At 33.7% G+C, this 18,198-nt stretch carries 14 protein-coding genes; 3 read left to right on the top strand and 11 right to left on the bottom strand.

The window, feature by feature from the left end; translation table 11 throughout:
• Positions 1–12: 12 nt before the first annotated feature.
• The gene (locus OA85_RS09650) at positions 13–1,539 is read right to left on the bottom strand and encodes a Na+/H+ antiporter NhaC family protein (RefSeq protein ID WP_039109554.1); all 1,527 of its coding nucleotides are present in this window, start codon (positions 1,537–1,539) and stop codon (positions 13–15) included.
• Between the two features lie 200 nt (positions 1,540–1,739).
• Between OA85_RS09650 and mmsA the strand changes: the two genes are divergently transcribed.
• The 3 genes from mmsA to OA85_RS09635 all read left to right on the top strand — a co-directional run bounded on the left by mmsA (position 1,740) and on the right by OA85_RS09635 (position 5,108).
• Positions 1,740–3,197, top strand: coding sequence for a CoA-acylating methylmalonate-semialdehyde dehydrogenase (gene mmsA, locus OA85_RS09645; protein ID WP_039109553.1), 1,458 nt, complete (start codon positions 1,740–1,742; stop codon positions 3,195–3,197).
• 104 nt (positions 3,198–3,301) lie between these two features.
• A complete protein-coding gene (locus OA85_RS09640) occupies positions 3,302–3,751 on the top strand; it encodes a GNAT family N-acetyltransferase (protein WP_052257198.1) in 450 nt (149 codons plus the stop codon).
• A gap of 22 nt (positions 3,752–3,773) precedes the next feature.
• Positions 3,774–5,108 carry an aspartate aminotransferase family protein gene (locus OA85_RS09635; protein WP_039109551.1) on the top strand — a complete coding sequence of 445 codons (1,335 nt, stop codon included), beginning with the start codon at positions 3,774–3,776 and terminating at the stop codon, positions 5,106–5,108.
• Positions 5,109–5,176: 68 nt separating this feature from the next.
• Here the strand turns inward: OA85_RS09635 and OA85_RS09630 are convergent, their stop codons facing one another.
• The 10 genes from OA85_RS09630 to OA85_RS09585 form a co-directional block, all read right to left on the bottom strand.
• Positions 5,177–5,722, bottom strand: coding sequence for a YceI family protein (locus OA85_RS09630; RefSeq protein WP_039109550.1), 546 nt, complete (start codon positions 5,720–5,722; stop codon positions 5,177–5,179).
• Between the two features lie 5 nt (positions 5,723–5,727).
• Positions 5,728–6,069, bottom strand: coding sequence for a hypothetical protein (locus OA85_RS09625; RefSeq protein WP_039109548.1), 342 nt, complete (start codon positions 6,067–6,069; stop codon positions 5,728–5,730).
• A gap of 18 nt (positions 6,070–6,087) precedes the next feature.
• Complete coding sequence (locus tag OA85_RS09620; RefSeq protein ID WP_039109547.1) at positions 6,088–6,951, bottom strand: DUF5777 family beta-barrel protein; 864 nt, start codon at positions 6,949–6,951, stop codon at positions 6,088–6,090.
• Between the two features lie 11 nt (positions 6,952–6,962).
• Positions 6,963–7,364 (bottom strand): hypothetical protein, encoded by a 402-nt coding sequence (locus OA85_RS09615; protein ID WP_039109546.1) that lies wholly within the window; start codon positions 7,362–7,364, stop codon positions 6,963–6,965.
• 77 nt (positions 7,365–7,441) lie between these two features.
• Positions 7,442–7,861 carry a ubiquinol-cytochrome c reductase iron-sulfur subunit gene (locus OA85_RS09610; protein WP_039109545.1) on the bottom strand — a complete coding sequence of 140 codons (420 nt, stop codon included), beginning with the start codon at positions 7,859–7,861 and terminating at the stop codon, positions 7,442–7,444.
• Between the two features lie 223 nt (positions 7,862–8,084).
• Entirely contained in the window at positions 8,085–9,050 is a 966-nt protein-coding gene (locus OA85_RS09605) for a glycoside hydrolase family 5 protein (protein ID WP_039109544.1), read from the bottom strand.
• A 2-nt stretch (positions 9,051–9,052) separates the two neighbouring features.
• The gene (locus OA85_RS09600) at positions 9,053–10,294 is read right to left on the bottom strand and encodes a glycoside hydrolase family 27 protein (protein WP_039109543.1); all 1,242 of its coding nucleotides are present in this window, start codon (positions 10,292–10,294) and stop codon (positions 9,053–9,055) included.
• Positions 10,295–10,305: 11 nt separating this feature from the next.
• Positions 10,306–13,170 (bottom strand): beta-galactosidase GalA, encoded by a 2,865-nt coding sequence (galA, locus tag OA85_RS09595; RefSeq protein ID WP_039109542.1) that lies wholly within the window; start codon positions 13,168–13,170, stop codon positions 10,306–10,308.
• A gap of 287 nt (positions 13,171–13,457) precedes the next feature.
• Entirely contained in the window at positions 13,458–15,020 is a 1,563-nt protein-coding gene (locus tag OA85_RS09590) for a RagB/SusD family nutrient uptake outer membrane protein (RefSeq protein WP_039109541.1), read from the bottom strand.
• A gap of 14 nt (positions 15,021–15,034) precedes the next feature.
• Entirely contained in the window at positions 15,035–18,181 is a 3,147-nt protein-coding gene (locus OA85_RS09585) for a TonB-dependent receptor (RefSeq protein WP_035673598.1), read from the bottom strand.
• Positions 18,182–18,198: the final 17 nt, after the last annotated feature.

Genomic DNA, 18,198 nt, shown 5'->3' with positions numbered 1-18,198 from the left:
TATCAAATTACATTATAAAATAAACCCTGCTATCAAATACATTATGGATGATATTCCAAATATTACTAACTGATATGGAAATTGTGAAATACCATGTTTCATCATATCTATTTTACAAGATTGCGCTGTAAGAACTCTATTATCTGAGAAGAAACAAGCTGCAGCTCCCCAAACAGTTCCAGAAGCCAACGCTCCTTGGGTTAGCCAAAAATCAGCTCCTATTGTACGTGATAAAATAGCAGTCGTTGGAACTAAAATCGCATATATTCCCCAGTTTGAGCCTGTAGCCCAACAAATCCATGCCACTAATGCAAAAACAACAAAAGGAAGTGTCGCACTATTCAACCAACTAATTCCTTGCAATTTCTCTGCTACAAATTCATTAAATCCCAATCCGTTTTGAACATCTTTTAATAAATAGGTCATTCCTAAAACCACTAATACGAAAGTGATTGATTCCATCCCTTTAACGAAGTTGTTTGATATTTTATTGAATTTAATTACCCCTAATACTAAATAAAACAAGTACGTAAAAACACAAGCGGTGGCTATTCCACGAAGTGCATCAATACTACTGAAAATTGATTCAGAAGAAAAAGTTACACTACCCCAATATTCTGAATCATACGGATAAGGAAAAATGGTACACCAGATTAGAATAACCAAAGGCAAAATGAAATAGACTAACTTCCCTTCTTTCGCTGGTTTTTTCTTAACTTTTACAACATCAGCATCAATTACTTTTACATTTGCCTCTGCTTCCTTTATTGCTTTTGAGTCCGGGATTAACTGAAACACTACTAATGCCCCAAGAATTAAAGAAATCCAAGCCGAAAAATTATACGGAATTGTTCCCAAAAATGCTTCGATAGGACTTGTTATAACTTTTCCCGCACTATTTAAAACACCTCCTTCAATAGCTGCTATTTGAGTTCCATAAAAAATAGTCCAAGTCGAAATTGGAAATATTATAGTCAACGGTACACAAACAAAACTCAAAACCAAGGCTAATTTTTCTCTTGAAACACCAAATTTATCTGTAATGGGTCTCATCGTATTACCAATAGACAATGCACTTAAGTAATCATCCAGGAAAAAGAAAAAACTTAGAAAATAAGTCATAATTAACGACTGTTTTTTATTTGTAACATGATTTTCAGAATATTTTCCAACTGCATTAATTCCACCGGAAGCCACTAATAATTGTACAAATGCGCCATATAATATACATACTAATATTACCCATATTAATCCTTGGTCATGTGCATCTCTAGAAATGGAAGAAAACATACCGTCAAACATATTCAAAGGAAAAATCATCCCTTCTCCTTCAGGAAAAAATTCTTTGGATCCACCTTGCATTGCTAATAAAACAAATCCCACAGCACAACCAATAATTAAAGGTTCTAATGCTTTTCTTGTCATTATTGCAATTCCTAATACAGTAAATGCAGGAACTAAAGCATGCCAATTAATAAAATAACAAAGTCCTGCCAGAAATAGTAAGGCGACTCCAATAATAGTTGAGATTGATTTCATTGATTTTGTTTTTGGTTAATAGAATAATTTAAACTGGTTAGTTTTAAACTTACACTTAAAACTAATTTAAATACACATTGTAAATAAATTAATAATTAGGTTATTATTTTGTAAATCTAACAATATTTTTAATACACACAAAAAATATTATTGTTTTTTTGATAAAAAGTGTATATTTGAAAAACTAAAAAAGTAAAATCATGGTATTTGATGAAGTAAAAAACTTTATAAATGGAGCTTTTAAGTCTGGCAGCTCCAGTAAAATTCATACAGTTATATCGCCATTAGACGGTAAGGAATTAACTACTTTCAATGAATCTACTATGGAAGATTTGAATGAAATTATCGATTTTGCTCAAAAAGCACAAAAAGCCTGGCAAAAAGTTACCTTAAAAGAACGCGTGCAAGTTTTCTATAAATACAAACAATTACTGGAACAAAACAGTACTGAACTCACCGAAATTATTTACCGTGAAAACGGAAAAATACACGGAGAAGCCAAAGCCGAAATTGACAAAGCAATTGAACTGACCGAATTTGCCTGCTCACTACCACAATTTGTAAATGGAGAGAATATGGAAGTCAGTAAAGGAGTTTATTGTTCTTCTACTAAATTACCATTAGGAATTGTGGCTTCGATTGTTCCTTTTAATTTTCCAACTATGGTTCCGCATTGGACCATTGTAAATGCAATTGCATTAGGGAATGCCTTTATTTTAAAACCATCCGAAGCAGTACCCATAAGTAGCCAATTCACTGCAAAACTATTGAAAGAAGCCGGACTTCCTGATGGTTTATTCAATATCATAAATGGTACACAATCTACTGTTGAAAATTTGTGTGATCATCCAGATATCAAAGCCATCACTTTTGTAGGTTCTACGAAAGTGGCAAAAATAGTGTATCAAAGAGCCACTCATAATTTGAAACAAGTTTTAGCACTTGGTGGAGCAAAAAATCATATCATTCTTCTTCCAGATGCGCATCCTGATATGGCGTCCTCAAATATTGTGGCTTCCATGAGTGGCTGCGCAGGACAACGATGCATGGCAGCGGCTACTTTAATAGCAGTAGGGAATTGCGATGCTATTTTAAACAAACTAATCGATGATGCCAATAAAATTCAATGTGGCACAACATTGGGTGCTGTAATTTCGAAAGCAGCCAAAGAAAAAATTGAAGCCTATATCACTGAAGCCGAACAACAAGGCGCCAAAATCATTTTGGATGGTCGAAACACTATTGTTCCCGGAAAAGAAAATGGTTTTTATGTTGGACCAACTATTATAGATTATGCTACTGCCGATATGCGTGTGGCAAAAGAAGAAATCTTTGGGCCAGTTCTTACTATTGTTCGCGTTAATACGATTGACGAAGCTTTAGCAATTGAAAACGCCAATCCTTATGGAAACGCCTGTTCCGTATTTACACAAAGTGGCGGTTTAGCCAATTATGTTACAGAGAATGCCTCCGCAGGAATGTGCGGTGTAAATATTGGTGTTCCTGTTCCTAGAGAACCTTTTGGTTTTGGTGGATGGAATGAATCAAGATTTGGTTCAGGAGATATTACAGGAAAAAGTGCTATTGGATTTTTTACAAAAGAAAAGAAAACGACAACCAAATGGAATCCTGAAGCAGGTACCAACTGGATGAGTTAAATCCTTCATTCAAGAAGTTATATGGACTCCCCAAAGGAGAAGAGGATGGAAATTAAATAATAATTTGTATTTTTAATGTTCAAACCATTTAAAAATAAACAATTATGATACGAAAAGCTACTTTACAAGATTTGGATCAATTGACGCCATTGTTTGATCAATATTTGGTTTTCTATAAAAAACCATCTGATACCGAAAAACACAAAACGTATTTAAAAGAACGATTAGAGAATGATGAAGCTATTATTTTTTTAGCTTTTGATGAAGATAATATCGAAAAAGCCATAGGTTTTACGTTAATCTATGTCACGTTCTCTTCTTTGGCATTGAATAAAATACTGATTTTAAATGATTTATTTGTTGATTCTACTATTCGAAAAAAAGGAATTGGAGAACAATTAATTCTAAAAACCGTTGATTTGGCAAAAGAATTAGGTTCCGATTTAATTCGATTGAGAACAGCAAAAAACAACATCACTGCACAAGGACTCTATCACAAAATGGGGTTCATAAGAGACGAATATCTTTACAGCTATGACCTTGTTGTAAAATAAACTAAAACTATATAAATAACGCATGTTGACTAAAGAACAAATAATAAGTGATAGTAAACAATACAGCTTGTTTACTTGGGTTGCCCAAAAAAATGTAAATCCTATTCCAATCGAAAGAGCCGAAGGCGTTTATTTATATGAAACTGGTGGTAAAAAAATTATTGATTTCTCCAGCGGATTAATGTCAGTGAATATAGGTCATTGCGACCAGCGTGTTACGGATGCCGTAGTCGAACAAATGCAAAAAGTGAGTTACGTGACGCCTTCTTGTACCACCGAAATTCGAGCCAAATTAGCTAAAAAATTAGCATCCATTTGCCCTGGAGATTTAAACAAAGCTTTTTTTACACTTTGTGGTGCTTCATCAATTGAAAATGCTATAAAACTAGCCCGTTTATATACTGGAAAACATAAAATATTTGGCAGATACAGAGGCTTTCACGGAAATTCATCGGCAAGTATGTCAGTGGGTGGTGATCCCAGAAAACAATATACGGACGCACAACAATCGACTAATATTTTTCATCTTGACGATCCTTATGATTTTTATGGTTTAAGCGATCAAGATGAAGAAACGAGATTAAAATGGAGCTTGGATTCAGTAGAACGAATTATTCGTTATGAAGGCGGTCATACCATTGCGGCTTTTATTTTCGAAGGAGAAAGCGGATCTTCGGGTTGCCTTCATTATCCAAAAGGATATTTAAAAGGCATTAAAGCTTTATGTGAAAAATATGAAATTTTATTTATTGCGGACGAAGTAATGAGTGGTTTTGGGAGAACAGGAAAATGGTTTGGATTTGAGCATAGTACTATTGTGCCCGATATGATTTGCATGGCAAAAGGGTTGACTTCCTCTTACCTTCCATTAGGTTGTTTGATGGTTTCGGATAAAATTGCCGCAAAATTCGACGATTCTCCATTATGGTTGGGATTAACATATAATTCTCATCCGGTTTCTTTAGCAGCTTCACTGGCGGTTGTCAACATTTACGAAAGCGACAACTTGATAGCAAACACAATTAAAATGGGAGCATATATGGAGAAACGCATCAATGAAATGCGCGCAAAACATCCTTCAATAGGTGATTTTAGAAACAAAGGATTATTAGGTTGTTTAGATGTTGTAAAAAGCAAAGAACCGTATCAATTGATGGCTCCTTTCAATGCTAATGCTGCCGAAATGGAAGTGATGAATAAAGTGGGTGCCAAATTAAGAGAACTAGGATTATATACGTTTGTGCGTTGGGGTTATATTTTTATTGCTCCACCTTTAATGATAAATGAAGAACAAATTGATGAAGGTTTAGCTATTATTTCCCAGGCATTAAGTATTGCTGATGAATATGTAATTTAGTCCATCTATTTTATATCATAAAAAAACTCCAAACTTGCGTTTGGAGTTTTTTATTCATGCACTACAATCTATTTCGGCTGAAGGATAAAATTAATTGCAATTTTAACGTTTTCAGCAATCTTATTTTTCACGAGACTAGGAATCTCAATATTGTAATCCTGCGGTTTTACTAAAAAATTACTTGTAACATTAACTTTATCTGCAGTTCCAACCAAAGTAATTTTAGTTTTGATTTTCTTAGTAACGCCATGCAAAGTTAAATCTCCTTCTAAATCATATACTGTCTTTGCTGCCGACAATTTTGAAGCATCAAAATTTAAAATTTTCCCTTTAAAAGTTGACTTGGGAAACTTAGATGATTCGATATAATTTTCATTAAAATGCTCTTCCATTAAAGGAGCTTTAAACTTAAATGCTTTCACCAAAGCCAATGCAACAAAATCTCCTGTAGATTCATCAAGAATACACGATACCGTATTATTTTTGGCGGCTATTTCTTCAAAAGCAGGCATTGAAGCTTCAAATTTTATTTCTCCTGTACGCGTCATCACTTTTTGAGAAAACATCACATTCCCTACAAAAACCAACAATCCAAAAAACGCTATTTTTTTCATAATTTTTATTGATTTATAAAACCATTAGCTGTCCATAACTTAATCATATCTATTGTTCCTTGTGGCATTTTACCTCCTGTAGGCATTATGGATCCGCATGAACCATCAATTTTACATATTACCTTTCCGGTTACAATAGCCGTCTTTAACTGGTCATAAGTTCCTAAATTAGGGAATTGACCACCTGAGTTATGGCAACCGGTACAATTTGCTCTAATCACTGGTTGCACATTTGCAACATAGGTTGGATTAGTAACAGGAACTGAAATCTGATCATACGTATTCGATTCGCATGAAACTACAAATACAGTACCAATAATCATTAAAAATATTTTTATCTTTTTCATAATTTATTCTTTTAACTTTTAAAAAACGCGGTACATATTAAATCCAAAATAAATACTTCCACCATTCCAATCTCCCGCTGTATTAGAGAATACCGCAACATCATTCATAGGTTGGCTATTGGAGAAAACCAGTTGAAAAACGTGACCTCCAGTTTCAATATCAAGACCTACTGAAAGTGGATTATGATAAGGAGACACAAAATTTTCAGGCATATTTACTCGTGCTGCATATTCCAGATTCACACTTAATCTTTTGGCTATTTTATATCTCGCACCAACACCTGCCAGCAAAAGATCTTTTTGTTCTAATCCTCCTTCATATAAGTTTTTATGAACATAAATTGGTGCCATTTCTAATGAAAACTTATCTGTAAACTTTCTGGAAACTAGTATTTGAGTTGTAAAAGCTAATCTGTTATTGAATTTTAAATACGGATATTGAGACGTTTTCAAAGCACTATTAATATCCATCGTATTATAACCAACTATAGTTACCGGAAAACCATTTATTTCTTGATTTGCCAATTTATATTTTGCGGTTAACTCATAGGTTTTATTATACGTTTGTCTTGAAAAACCTAATGATAACCAATCGGTTGCTCCATAGATTCCACCAATTTTTGTGTAGGCATTATCCAATCCAAAAAAATTATCCAGCCCTTTAGTCAAATCCCCAAAACGGTGTGAAACAACCATATACCACTCTCCTTTTGTCGGTAATTTGGTCGATTGCATGTTGACTATTTGTAACCCTTTGAAAGCGGACGTTTCAATTTGCTTTTCTTTTGATTTAACAGTATCCAACTGATTTAATAAATCATCTTGTGCAAAGACATGTCCAACCATAAAAAACATAAACACAAAACCTAAAAAGTTTTTCATTCTCATTTAATTTAATTATTAATTATTATAAAACATTGATCCAGTTTTAATTCTCCCATTAAATCATCATAGCCAACAATTCTACCTTTTACGGTTACAGTTTGGCCTTTTTTAGTGGAAGAATCCAGTTTTTTTAAATTACAAATAATAGTATTGTCTATTATAACCTCAGTTGCATTCACACTAGTAATTATTCCTGTTATTGCAACCGCTTTTTCTAGGTATTTTTTATTTGATGCATCTATATTTTTTGTGAATTCAGCAGTAATATCTGCAGAGGTAACAGTGAAATCAGTCTTTTCTGTAGTTAAATTTCTTTCGCCGCCATGCATTACATAATTATATCCCAATAATCCAACAACTGCAATTACAATCAGTGAAACAAAAATTATTTTTACTTTTTTACTCATCATTTTATTTAAATGGTTATTAATTCCTTGATTATTTTATTCAAAAATTAAAAAGATCGATTTTCGATAACCGAGAGTTATTATGAAAAAATCCTTAGCGTGCTTCCGCTTAATGAAGTATTGTATTTTGTCAAATTACGGGTTGCCGGACCTAAAGTTACAGTTCCTGTACTACTAAATTGTGCACCATGATTTGGACAAACAAATTTATTTCCGCTTGAATTATAATTCACACTTGTTCCCTCATGTGTGCATGAAGCCGAAACTGCTATAAAATCTCCTGCTAGTGTTCTGGCAATAACAATTCCTTGCGAAACCATAAATCCTCCATTCGTAGCCAAAGTTCCTGAACTCACATCCACAGTAAAATCTACTCCAGTTGTTGTCCCTGACGTTGTTCCATCGCTGGAACAACTTGTTGCTAATCCGGCAACACAAGCTGGCAATAAAACTGCAGCAGCTCCAAATCCTACTCTTGCAAAAAACTCTTTTCTATTCATAATTTAATTTTTATAATTCAATACTATTACTTATTTTTTATAATTATAAACTCAATTTCGTTAATAACGCTTCAAATTATCATAAATTACATATAAAATCATTTAAATTTAAAATCAATAATAATTTTACCAAATCTAATCAAACCGTTTACTTTTGAATCTTATATTCGCTTAAAAATTGCTTAAAAAAAAACTCCAAACTTGCGTTCAGAGTTTTAATGAATTATTTTTTGACAGCGTACTTTCGCAAAAGTTCCCGAACCTTTATTCCTGATTCTTTCAGGTCCTCCTCTTTCCAATTACCTTCTGAATTGGCAGATTTTTTTAGAATAGAACAACTCTCCTCTTTATCAGAAACGGACCAAGTAATCCAACTTAATTTTCTAGCTTCCATCCAATCAATATATTCTTGCCAAGACACGTAATTCAAAGGCCCGTCACCAGTAGCTTCCATTCCGGCAGATTCTGAAACAAAGACCGGCAATCCGCTTTTTATAGCTTCATCGGTTCTGTCCCGCAACCATTTTCCATGCGTGCCTGCATAAAAATGCATCGTGTACATTAAATTATCATAGCCCTTTATAGGATTTGCAGCAGGAAGATGAATATCCTGATCCCAATGCGGGCAACCCACAAGAATAATATTATCTGGGTCATTCTCCCTAATTACTTTGATCACTTCTTCAGAATAGCTTTTTACTTCCTCCCAAGTTTCATAATCCGGTTCATTGTAAACTTCATAAATCACATTTGGATATTTACCGTATTTCTTTGACATTTCTGCAAAAAATTCCTTCGATTCCTTTAGATTAATATTATGACTGTGCCAATCTATAATCACATAAATTCCAGATTTAATAGCGCCATTTACAACTGCTTCTATTTTTTCTTTCGAAAAAACGGGTTCTTTTATATAAGACCTATCTCCCACTTCAATGCCCATAGCAGCTCGTACTACATTGCATTTGAAATCTTTTTTCAACCAATTTACTGCTAGTTCATTATAGAATCTAGGCCAGAAACTATGCCAGCCAAAACTCAGACCGCGAAGCACGACAGCTTCTCCGTTTTTGTCTACCAATTGTGTTCCTACAACTTGCAACTGCCCATGATGTTTTACAAATTGAGCATTAGAAAAATAGCAACAAAACAAAAACAATAGTATTATAATTTTAGATTTTACATTCATCTTTATATTTTAATTAATTTCAAAGTAATTACATCGTGCGACGCTAAATTAGCAACAAAAGCTTTTTTAGTATTTCCTGCTTCTTTGTTTTCCCAAAGGTTTTTAATTTTATAAGAAGTGGTATTAAAATTTGCTTCTAAATTAAAATCGGCATCTTTTATGAGTTGTTTTTTCCAATCGAAATTTACTTTTTTAGTAACATCGCTTCTGTTTACAAAAGTGATTGCCCAATTATCATCAGATAGCGGTTTTACCCAAACTTCCAGTCCATCTTCTGATGAATATTTAAACCCTTGAATCCCTAATTTATCTTGGTTCACTGCAATCAATTCCTTGTTGGTTAAAATAGCCAATGTTTCTTTTGACATTTTTCTGAAATCATTTCCTGCAATAAGCGGTGAAGCCATCATCGACCACATCGTAAAATGAGCTTTGTCTTCTGTATTTGTCATTCCATCACCCACTTCGAGCATGTCAAAATCATTCCAATGATCTGGTCCGGAAAACTTACGAATGTCTTTGCGCATTTCGAGAATTTTCATAAATCCCCATGACGACCAATTTCCTTCTTCGTGGTGGAACTCACAATCAAAACAAGGATAAATATCTCCTGAAATTCGCCAGAGATTCCCAATTGGCTTCGCCCAATCCCATGGCTTGTTATCTCCCCATTCGCAAAGACTAAAAACTATAGGTCTTCCCGCAGTTTTAAGTGCGTTACTCATAGTGGCATAAGCTTCCGGAGCATTTATTCCTGCTGTATTACACCAATCGTATTTTAGGAAATCAATCCCTAAACTAGCATAAAACCTAGCGTCTTGGTATTCGTATCCTCGTGTTCCTGGATATCCGGCACAAGTGCTGGTACCTGCACAATTATACAATCCAAATTTCAATCCTTTCGAGTGAACATAATCAATTAATGCTTTTATACCGCTTGGAAATTTTACTGGATCAGCAACAAGATTGCCGTTTTTATCTCGTTCTTTTGCCATCCAGCCATCATCAAGAACTATGTAATTGTAACCGGCCGCTTCCATACCCGAAGTCACCATAATATCTGCCGTTTCTTTGATTAGTTTTTCATCAATATTGGTTTCGAAAGTATTCCAGGAATTCCATCCCATAGGCGGAGTCATAGCAAGACCATCGAATTTTCCACCAATTTGAGTAACTTTATTTCCTTGGCTAAAGCCTATAAAAGGGAGAAGTAATAATAGAAAATTTATTGTTGTTTTTTTCATCTTAAGTAGTGTTATTTAATTGTTTTAATAGAAATGACTGCTTGTTTTAATCCTTTTGAAGTAGCAGTAAGTTTAACTTCTCCTGCTTCTCCTGTCGTTTGAATAATTACTTGAGCCAAACCATTAAATAATTTGCGCTTATATTGTTCAGCCGAAGTAAGAATTTGAATAGAACCAGCATTTTGATTTATGACATCCCATGGTTTTACTTTTAATAATGGCTCGGTAAGAATTGCAATGGTATTTTTACCTGAACGCAGCATTGTTTTGTCCAAAACAAATGTGTCTCCATTTTTATTTTCAGGAATTGCATTTGCTATTTGTTTACCATTAATAAAAATAGATTGCCGTTTTCCCAAACTATTATAAAAGAATGTAATTATTGATTCCTTATAATTTGAGGACAATTCAAAATCAGTTCTATACAAGATTGCTTTTACTTTTTTTCCAAAAACACTATCTCTTTCCTCTCTAAAAGCATTTTCCCATGAAACAATCGCGATGTTATCTTTTATTTGTTCTAATGAACTAATACTTTCAACTTCTTTCTCTTTAAGATTTTCAATATTCAAAACTGTAATCGTTTCTAAAAATTTATCTGCTTCTAATGACGTAGGATTTCCGTTTCCAACACCAATTATTTCTGCAGGTCCAGTGATAGAAAAAGTTACTTCATCATCTGCAATAGGAACTTGCAATCCTTTTTTGTCCTGTGTACTTGCCTTGATTACAGCCACATCATTTTTATTGGCGTCAAGAACAATTTTATCCGATTCTAATTTTAAACTGACAGCAACTCCTGTTGTTTTTACAACATCGATTAGATTTTTTTTACCGTTTTTATATCCAATAGCTTCCAGAGTTCCTGGATTATATTTTACATTCCACCCTAAATGGCCGTCTTTTTCAACTGTTTTTTTACCTAAACTTTTTTTGTTTAAAAAAAGTTCTACTTCATCACAATTACTGTACGCCCAAACTTCTATATCTTGATTTTCTTTTCCAGCCCAATTCCAATGCGGTAATAGATGTAAAACTGGCTCGTCTTGCCACCATGCTTTTAAATACCAAGCAGTGTCTTTATAAAAACCACATTGGTCTACCATACCAAAATATGATCCTACAGAAGGATACTCAAAAGGAGTTGGTTCTCCACGATAATCAAAACCGGTCCAGATAAACATTCCCGCTAAATAAGGCCGTGAATTATAGTGTTTCCAGCCTTGTTCTATACTAATAAAACTACTGCTTGGCGCTTTATCATAAGCTGGCATAATGTGTTTTTTATTGTCTCGATAATACTCGCCACGAGTTGCATTAGTACTTCCTTCTTCGGTTCCCCAAATAAATTGATTGGAAAATAATTTGTGTTGTTCGTCAGTACTTTTATTCACGATATAATTGATTCCTAACAAATCCATAACAGTCGTAATTCCATCACTACCTATTCCTCCACTAAATGCTGCAGTTACATATCTGGTCGAATCAATTGACTTAACATAAGACTGCATCGTACTTGCAATTCTGGCTCCAACAATATTGTTTTCAATTCCCCACTCTTCATTTCCCACACTCCAGCTAATAATTGAAGGATGATTTCTATCTCGTTCAATCAACTTTTTCACATCTCCTAATTGAGTTTGAGTACTTCCCATGAGACGATTTTCATCAATAACAAGCATCCCTAAGCGGTCACAGATATCTAATAATTCAGGTGTTGGCGGATTATGAGAACATCTGTAAGCATTACTGCCAAATGACTTTAAGGTTTTAATTCTAAACTCTTGCAAAGCATCCGGTATTGCTGTCCCTACTCCTGCATGATCTTGATGATTATTGGTTCCTTTTATTTTAAGATGTTTTCCATTAAGAAAAAAACCTTCATTGGCATCAAACCGAATTGTTCTTATTCCAAAAGTGGTTTCGTAGTTATCTACTAATTTATCCTCCTCATAAATTGAAGTAACCATTTTATATAAATACGGATTTTCAATTGACCAAAGTCTAGCATCTTGAACCTTCATATCTGAAGTAAAGTCTTTTACTTCTCTAGGTTTTAAACTGCATGAGTTTATCGTATTTTCTGATATTTTCTTTCCTGATGCATCAAAAACAGTTTGAAGAATTTTGAAGAATTTTGGAATTTTATCTTCATTTGTAACCGAAACTAATGCATTTATTGTTGTTGCCTTATCTTTAGTTTTTGTTTGCACAAAAGTACCATTGACAGGAACATGCAGATTATTTGTTTTATTCAACCAAACATGACGATAAATTCCAGCACCCTCATAAAACCAACCTTCTTCCATGCTTGCATCGACGCGAACTGCAATTGAATTTTCTCCTCCATAATTAATATAATCGGTAATGTCGTACTCAAAACCTAAATAGCCACTATCTTGATTTCCTAAATAATGTCCATTTATCCAAACAATTGAATTTCGAAAAACCCCATCAAAAGCAATATAAATTCTCCTTCCTAAATCACTCTCAGGGATGGTTATTTTCTTGCGATACCAGCCAATAGTTTTGTTTGGAAAGTTTCTTCCAATCGCTTTAAACCCATGACTAAAACTGGCTTTACTACTAAAATCCTGTTCCACAGCCCAATCATGTGGAACATTTAAATTTCGCCAAGATCGATCATCAAAATTAGCACTAGCGGCTCCATCGCCAAAACCTGCTTTTGCTAAATAGGAAAAATAAGCCGTTCCGGTATTAAAATCTTTTTTTGTATCTGATGGATGACCAAATGCAAATTTCCAATTACGATCAATTGAGATATGTTCTCTTCCCTGTACTATTGCTTTAGATTGCGAGAACATTACAAAATGAAGTAAAAAGAACAATACTGTAATTTTTTTTCGTTTTTTCATTTTTAACTATTTATAACCCTATTAAAATTTAATAAAAAAATTCCCTAATTGCTCAATTAGGGAATCTTTTAAAACAAACTCAAAAAAACAAATTATTTTATTCTAATGTATCCCGAATACATATGCTTTTAAGAATGAATTCATGTTATAATCCAATTATTGAATCACAAATTCATTCAATGAAAAACTGTCGTTGCTTTTCTCAATTGTACAAAAGGGGATAAACTGTATTAATTCAACTTATAAAATAGGCTGTCTTTATGAAACAGCCTATCCCTAAAAAATATTTAGTAACTAGTATTTTGTACCAAATTTGGATTTGCATCAATTTGTGATTTTGGCAATGGCATCAATTCTCTACCAGCCGGTATTGTAATGTTATGTCTCAATTTGATATATTCAGTGGCCTTTCCAGATCTTCTATACAAATACCAAAGTGTAAATTCTCCAGCCATTTCATGACGGTATTCATCCAATATGTTTGTCGTTGTAATAGCAGTAAGAGAAGCTAAACCAGCTCTGGTTCTAATCTTGTTTATAGTTGTAATCGCTTCCGCAGTTTTACCTAAATTCAAATAACATTCTGCTAGACTTATCAATGATTCTCCGTAACGAGCCAGAATAAGATTTTGACCACCAAATATTTTTCCATTTCCATTTCCTGTTAACGCTGGATCTCTCCATGTTTTCACACAAAAATAACCTGCATTACTTACAGCAGTCCAAGGTTTTGCAACTGTACCGGCAGTGTTCATTTTTATTGTATTTGCGGGAGCATCAGTATAAATATTGTTATTTGGAAAATCTTTTATTTGGCATAATGGATCTGGATGTACATCTCCAGGACCAATTACAGTTGCAAATTTTCTTTTATCACCAGATTCAAAAGAATCATAAAGTACTTTGGTAGCGTTAATATAACCTCCCCAACCACTAATTTCATTTGGCATACAGAACGATTGCAAAGCAGTAACGTTATCATTACGTCCCCAACCCATATCCGATGCTTTATCATAAAACTGAATTTCAAATAAGGATTCTTTCCCATTTCTATTTGCAGCAGCATGAACGTTTAAAAAATCTGCCTCTAATTGTGCATGACCATCAAGAGCTTCAAATGCTTTTGCAGCTTTATCGTATTGTTTCATCCACATATAAGCATTTCCTAAATAATGGTATGCTGTAGCTTTAGTCGCTCTACCTTTATCTTCCGGACCATAACTCCAAGGTAAATTTGGAATTGCAGCTTCCATATCAGCAGCTACTTGAGCAAATGTCTCATCCTGTGTATTTCTAGGAGCATAATCATCTACTGCAACATCACCACCAGACGGATTTACCACAACTGGTACTCCTCCAAAATTTTGTGCTAACATAGTGTACAACAAACCACGAAGAAATTTACTTTCCGCAATAAGTCTATTTCCTAAATCTTTACTAATTGAACCGCTTTCAATAGATTTTGGTAATTTTTGTAAAGCAATATTAGCTCTTCCAATACCTTTGTAATTTATAATCCATAGGTTATTAAATCGTCCGGAATCAGTACCTATATTGTAGGTTTTAAATTCAGTATCCGCACCAGAATCTTCATAATCTTGGGTCGTATAATTTGCAGGTACAAATAGTGATTTTGTATCGTATTCTCTACCGTCAGAATCTGATTGCAAGACATCATAAATCCCACTTATTGCTGCAGTTGCAGTAAGATCACTCCCAAAAACAACTTCGTCAGTAATCCCTTTAGTATTTTTATCTTGTAAAAATTCGTTAGAACAGCCAATTGCTATCAATATTGCAAATCCTGCAGTAATTTTTAAAAGATTTATTTTATATGATTTTTTATTCATGACTAATAATATTATTAAAATTGTAAATTAACTCCAACGGTTAGAGATTTAGAAACTGGATAAGCTCCTATATCAATTCCTGTTGCTTGAACAGTATCAAGTGTTTTTCCATCTATATTAGATCCAAGTTGTCCTACTTCTGGGTCAATACCACTATATTTTGTAATGGTAAGTAAGTTTTGAGCACTTACAAAAACATTTAAATTCGTCATCCCAATCGTTTTAATCATTGAAGAAGGGAATGTGTAACCAAATTTCACATTTCTTAATCTTACATAAGAACCATCTTCAACAAAGTGGTCAGACACTCTATTGTTTTTAGTATCTACATCATCAACAATTGCTCTTGCATATTCATTAGAAGGATTTGCAACAGTCCAACGGTTGTTATAGTAATCTTTACTAACGTTTGTGTAGGTTTGACCTAAATTAAAACCACCTGCAGTCTCTTGTTCAACTCTTGAATAATTCAAGATATCATTTCCAAAAGTTCCATAAATATCTATCCCTAAATCAAAAGATTTATATTTAGCATTAAAGTTAAAGTTCCCAAAAACTTTTGGTATTGGACTACCAATAACAGTTCTATCTGCATCAGTGATTCTACCGTCTCCATTCAAATCTTTAAATTTTCTATCTCCAGGAGATGTTTTTGGATTTTGATATGCACCACCTGGAGCATTTGCATTAAGAGCATCAATTTCTCCTTGTGTTTGGAAAATTCCATCCGCTTTGTAACCATAGAAAGTACCTACATTACCCCCAACATAAGATCTTGTAACATCTTTCCAGTTAGTTGCCCAAGTTGGTATAAAGTTTTCTTCCAATAAAACAAACTTGGTATTCTCATCCGCTAGTTTATCGATATTATTTTTGATTGTCGTTAGATTCACAGAAGCATCCCATGTAAACTCTCCTTTAGTTTTTCTATATCCAACTAAAAGCTCCAAACCTTTATTTGAAATTTGACCTGCATTTACAGCTCCTGTAGAAAATCCGCTTTGAGCTGGAGTAACTTTGTTAAACAAGAAATCAGACGATTTTTTAACGAAGTAATCAACAGTAAAATAAAGGCTATTATTAAACAATTCTCCTTCAAAACCTACGTTCGTTTGAACTTGTTTTTCCCATGTTAAACTTTTATTCTGTGTATTATCAGGAGTCAAACCTGAAGACAAGTACGGTGAATCACCCAAAATATATCCTGAATCATCTGTTCCGCTTGTTCCATTGCTGTAATTAGCAAGATATTGAAAAGGAGAAACACCCAATGCATTACCAGTTTGTCCCCAAGAAGCGCGTAATTTTAATACATTAAAAACACTTCCATCCATAAATGCTTCTTCATCAATATTCCAACCTCCGGCAGCAGAAAAGAAATTAGCTCTTGAATTTTCTATAACAAAACGATTTCCAATTCCATCGTTTCTCCAAGTACCTGTAATATAATACTTGCTATCATAATTATAGTTTAATCGTGCCAATGCTCCTACTAAAGTTTGCGTTGAAGAATACCCTTGATTGCTATCTACTGTTTGTGCTTGTGACAAATCTCTAATGTTATTGGTTAAGAAACCAAGTCCTCTAGCTGACACTATAGAAGCAGCCTCTTTTTGCGCAGTATAACCAGTCAACACAGAAAACTTGTGCTTGTTGAATGTTTTAGTATATTCTAAAAATGCTTCCGCTAACCATTCCTTTGAAGTATTTTGGCTTACATTATATATCGCTTTGTCACGTTGGTCATTATTTATAACAGATCTTTTATATTTTGGAAGAAATGAAGATCCTGCATAATTTCTAGTTGTAAAACCAAGATTCGTTTTAGCAACAAGACCTTTCAATATATCATATTCTAATCCTAAACTTCCTTGAAATGTGTTTCTACCATTGTTATTTGATTGCTCTAACGCCTGTGCAATATAATTTGTACTGGTTGAAGTTGCATCAGCATCTGGAAATGCTCCATATAAACCATTACTAACAGGTAAATTAGTTCCAGTAGTGTTTGATAAATAAGGAACGTTTGTATACATTTGAGATAATCCAAAATAACCAGGACCTAATGGTTGGTACGTTTCTTGATATCCGTATTTCAAACTGGATTTAGCTCTGAATTTGTCAGAAATCGTAAAATCCCCTTTCATCCCAACATTATATCTTTTTGAAGAAGAACCAATTACCGTACCCTCTTCATTTAATACTCCAGTTGTAAAAGCTAATTTTGACATTTCATTTCCACCTCTGATGCTTATGTTATGCCCAGAACGTATAGCAGTTCTAAATGTAGCATCTTGCCAATCTACATTAGTTAATGCACTTGGATTATCCCATTCCGGTAAATAAGAATCTTTTAAGGCTGTACCTTTAATTTCTTTAGCAAATGCTGCAAATTCGTTAACATTTAATAATTGGATTTTTTTAGGAACTGTATTTGAACTCATCCATGAATTAACATCAACCGTAATAGCGCCTTTTTTACCACTTTTAGTTTCAATAATCACAACACCATTACTGGCTCTCATACCATACAATGCAGAGGCAGAGGCATCTTTCAAAACAGTTAATGATTGTACATCATTAGCATTTAGATACGAAATATCAGTAGTTGGAAAACCATCAACAATATACAAAGGTGTAGTTTTACCAAAAGTACCCACACCACGGATATTAACCTGCATCGAAGAACCAGGAGCTCCTGAATTATTAGTCACCTGAACTCCAGACACTTTTCCTTGCAAAGCTTGATCTATCGAAGAAACTGGGATTGCATTTAATTTCTCTGCACTTACTGATGAAACGGCTCCAGTCAAGTCTTTCTTTCTACTTGAACCATAAGCTACGACAACAACTTCATCTAAATTTGCTGAACTTGATTGAAGTTTTAAATTAATGATTGATTTTCCTGCAACTTTTATTTCTTGGGAAACATAACCAAGATACGAAAAGATTAAAATATCATTATTTGTAACGTTATTCAACTTGAATTTCCCATCCAAATCTGTTGAAGTTCCATTAGTTGTTCCTTTCACCAAAACGTTTACCCCTGGTAAATTACCGCTAACATCCGATACTGTACCTGAAACACTTTGGGCCTGAATGAAACCGCAAATCATAAAAGCTCCAAATAGGAGTAAATTTCTAAATAAATAGTTTTTCATAATTAATTTTTAGTTTG

The sequence above is a fragment of the Flavobacterium sp. AED genome (assembly GCF_000812945.1).
In the GTDB taxonomy this organism is placed as follows: domain Bacteria; phylum Bacteroidota; class Bacteroidia; order Flavobacteriales; family Flavobacteriaceae; genus Flavobacterium.
This window is presented reverse-complemented; position numbering and strand designations above follow the sequence as displayed.

What these genes read in the sequence shown, in the direction of transcription:
- OA85_RS09650 (WP_039109554.1), bottom strand. Translation starts at nt 1,539, where the DNA reads ATGAAATCAATCTCAACTATTATTGGAGTCGCCTTACTATTTCTGGCA.
- mmsA (WP_039109553.1), top strand. Translation starts at nt 1,740, where the DNA reads ATGGTATTTGATGAAGTAAAAAACTTTATAAATGGAGCTTTTAAGTCT.
- OA85_RS09640 (WP_052257198.1), top strand. Translation starts at nt 3,302, where the DNA reads ATGATACGAAAAGCTACTTTACAAGATTTGGATCAATTGACGCCATTG.
- OA85_RS09635 (WP_039109551.1), top strand. Translation starts at nt 3,774, where the DNA reads ATGTTGACTAAAGAACAAATAATAAGTGATAGTAAACAATACAGCTTG.
- OA85_RS09630 (WP_039109550.1), bottom strand. Translation starts at nt 5,722, where the DNA reads ATGAAAAAAATAGCGTTTTTTGGATTGTTGGTTTTTGTAGGGAATGTG.
- OA85_RS09625 (WP_039109548.1), bottom strand. Translation starts at nt 6,069, where the DNA reads ATGAAAAAGATAAAAATATTTTTAATGATTATTGGTACTGTATTTGTA.
- OA85_RS09620 (WP_039109547.1), bottom strand. Translation starts at nt 6,951, where the DNA reads ATGAAAAACTTTTTAGGTTTTGTGTTTATGTTTTTTATGGTTGGACAT.
- OA85_RS09615 (WP_039109546.1), bottom strand. Translation starts at nt 7,364, where the DNA reads ATGATGAGTAAAAAAGTAAAAATAATTTTTGTTTCACTGATTGTAATT.
- OA85_RS09610 (WP_039109545.1), bottom strand. Translation starts at nt 7,861, where the DNA reads ATGAATAGAAAAGAGTTTTTTGCAAGAGTAGGATTTGGAGCTGCTGCA.
- OA85_RS09605 (WP_039109544.1), bottom strand. Translation starts at nt 9,050, where the DNA reads ATGAATGTAAAATCTAAAATTATAATACTATTGTTTTTGTTTTGTTGC.
- OA85_RS09600 (WP_039109543.1), bottom strand. Translation starts at nt 10,294, where the DNA reads ATGAAAAAAACAACAATAAATTTTCTATTATTACTTCTCCCTTTTATA.
- galA (WP_039109542.1), bottom strand. Translation starts at nt 13,170, where the DNA reads ATGAAAAAACGAAAAAAAATTACAGTATTGTTCTTTTTACTTCATTTT.
- OA85_RS09590 (WP_039109541.1), bottom strand. Translation starts at nt 15,020, where the DNA reads ATGAATAAAAAATCATATAAAATAAATCTTTTAAAAATTACTGCAGGA.
- OA85_RS09585 (WP_035673598.1), bottom strand. Translation starts at nt 18,181, where the DNA reads ATGAAAAACTATTTATTTAGAAATTTACTCCTATTTGGAGCTTTTATG.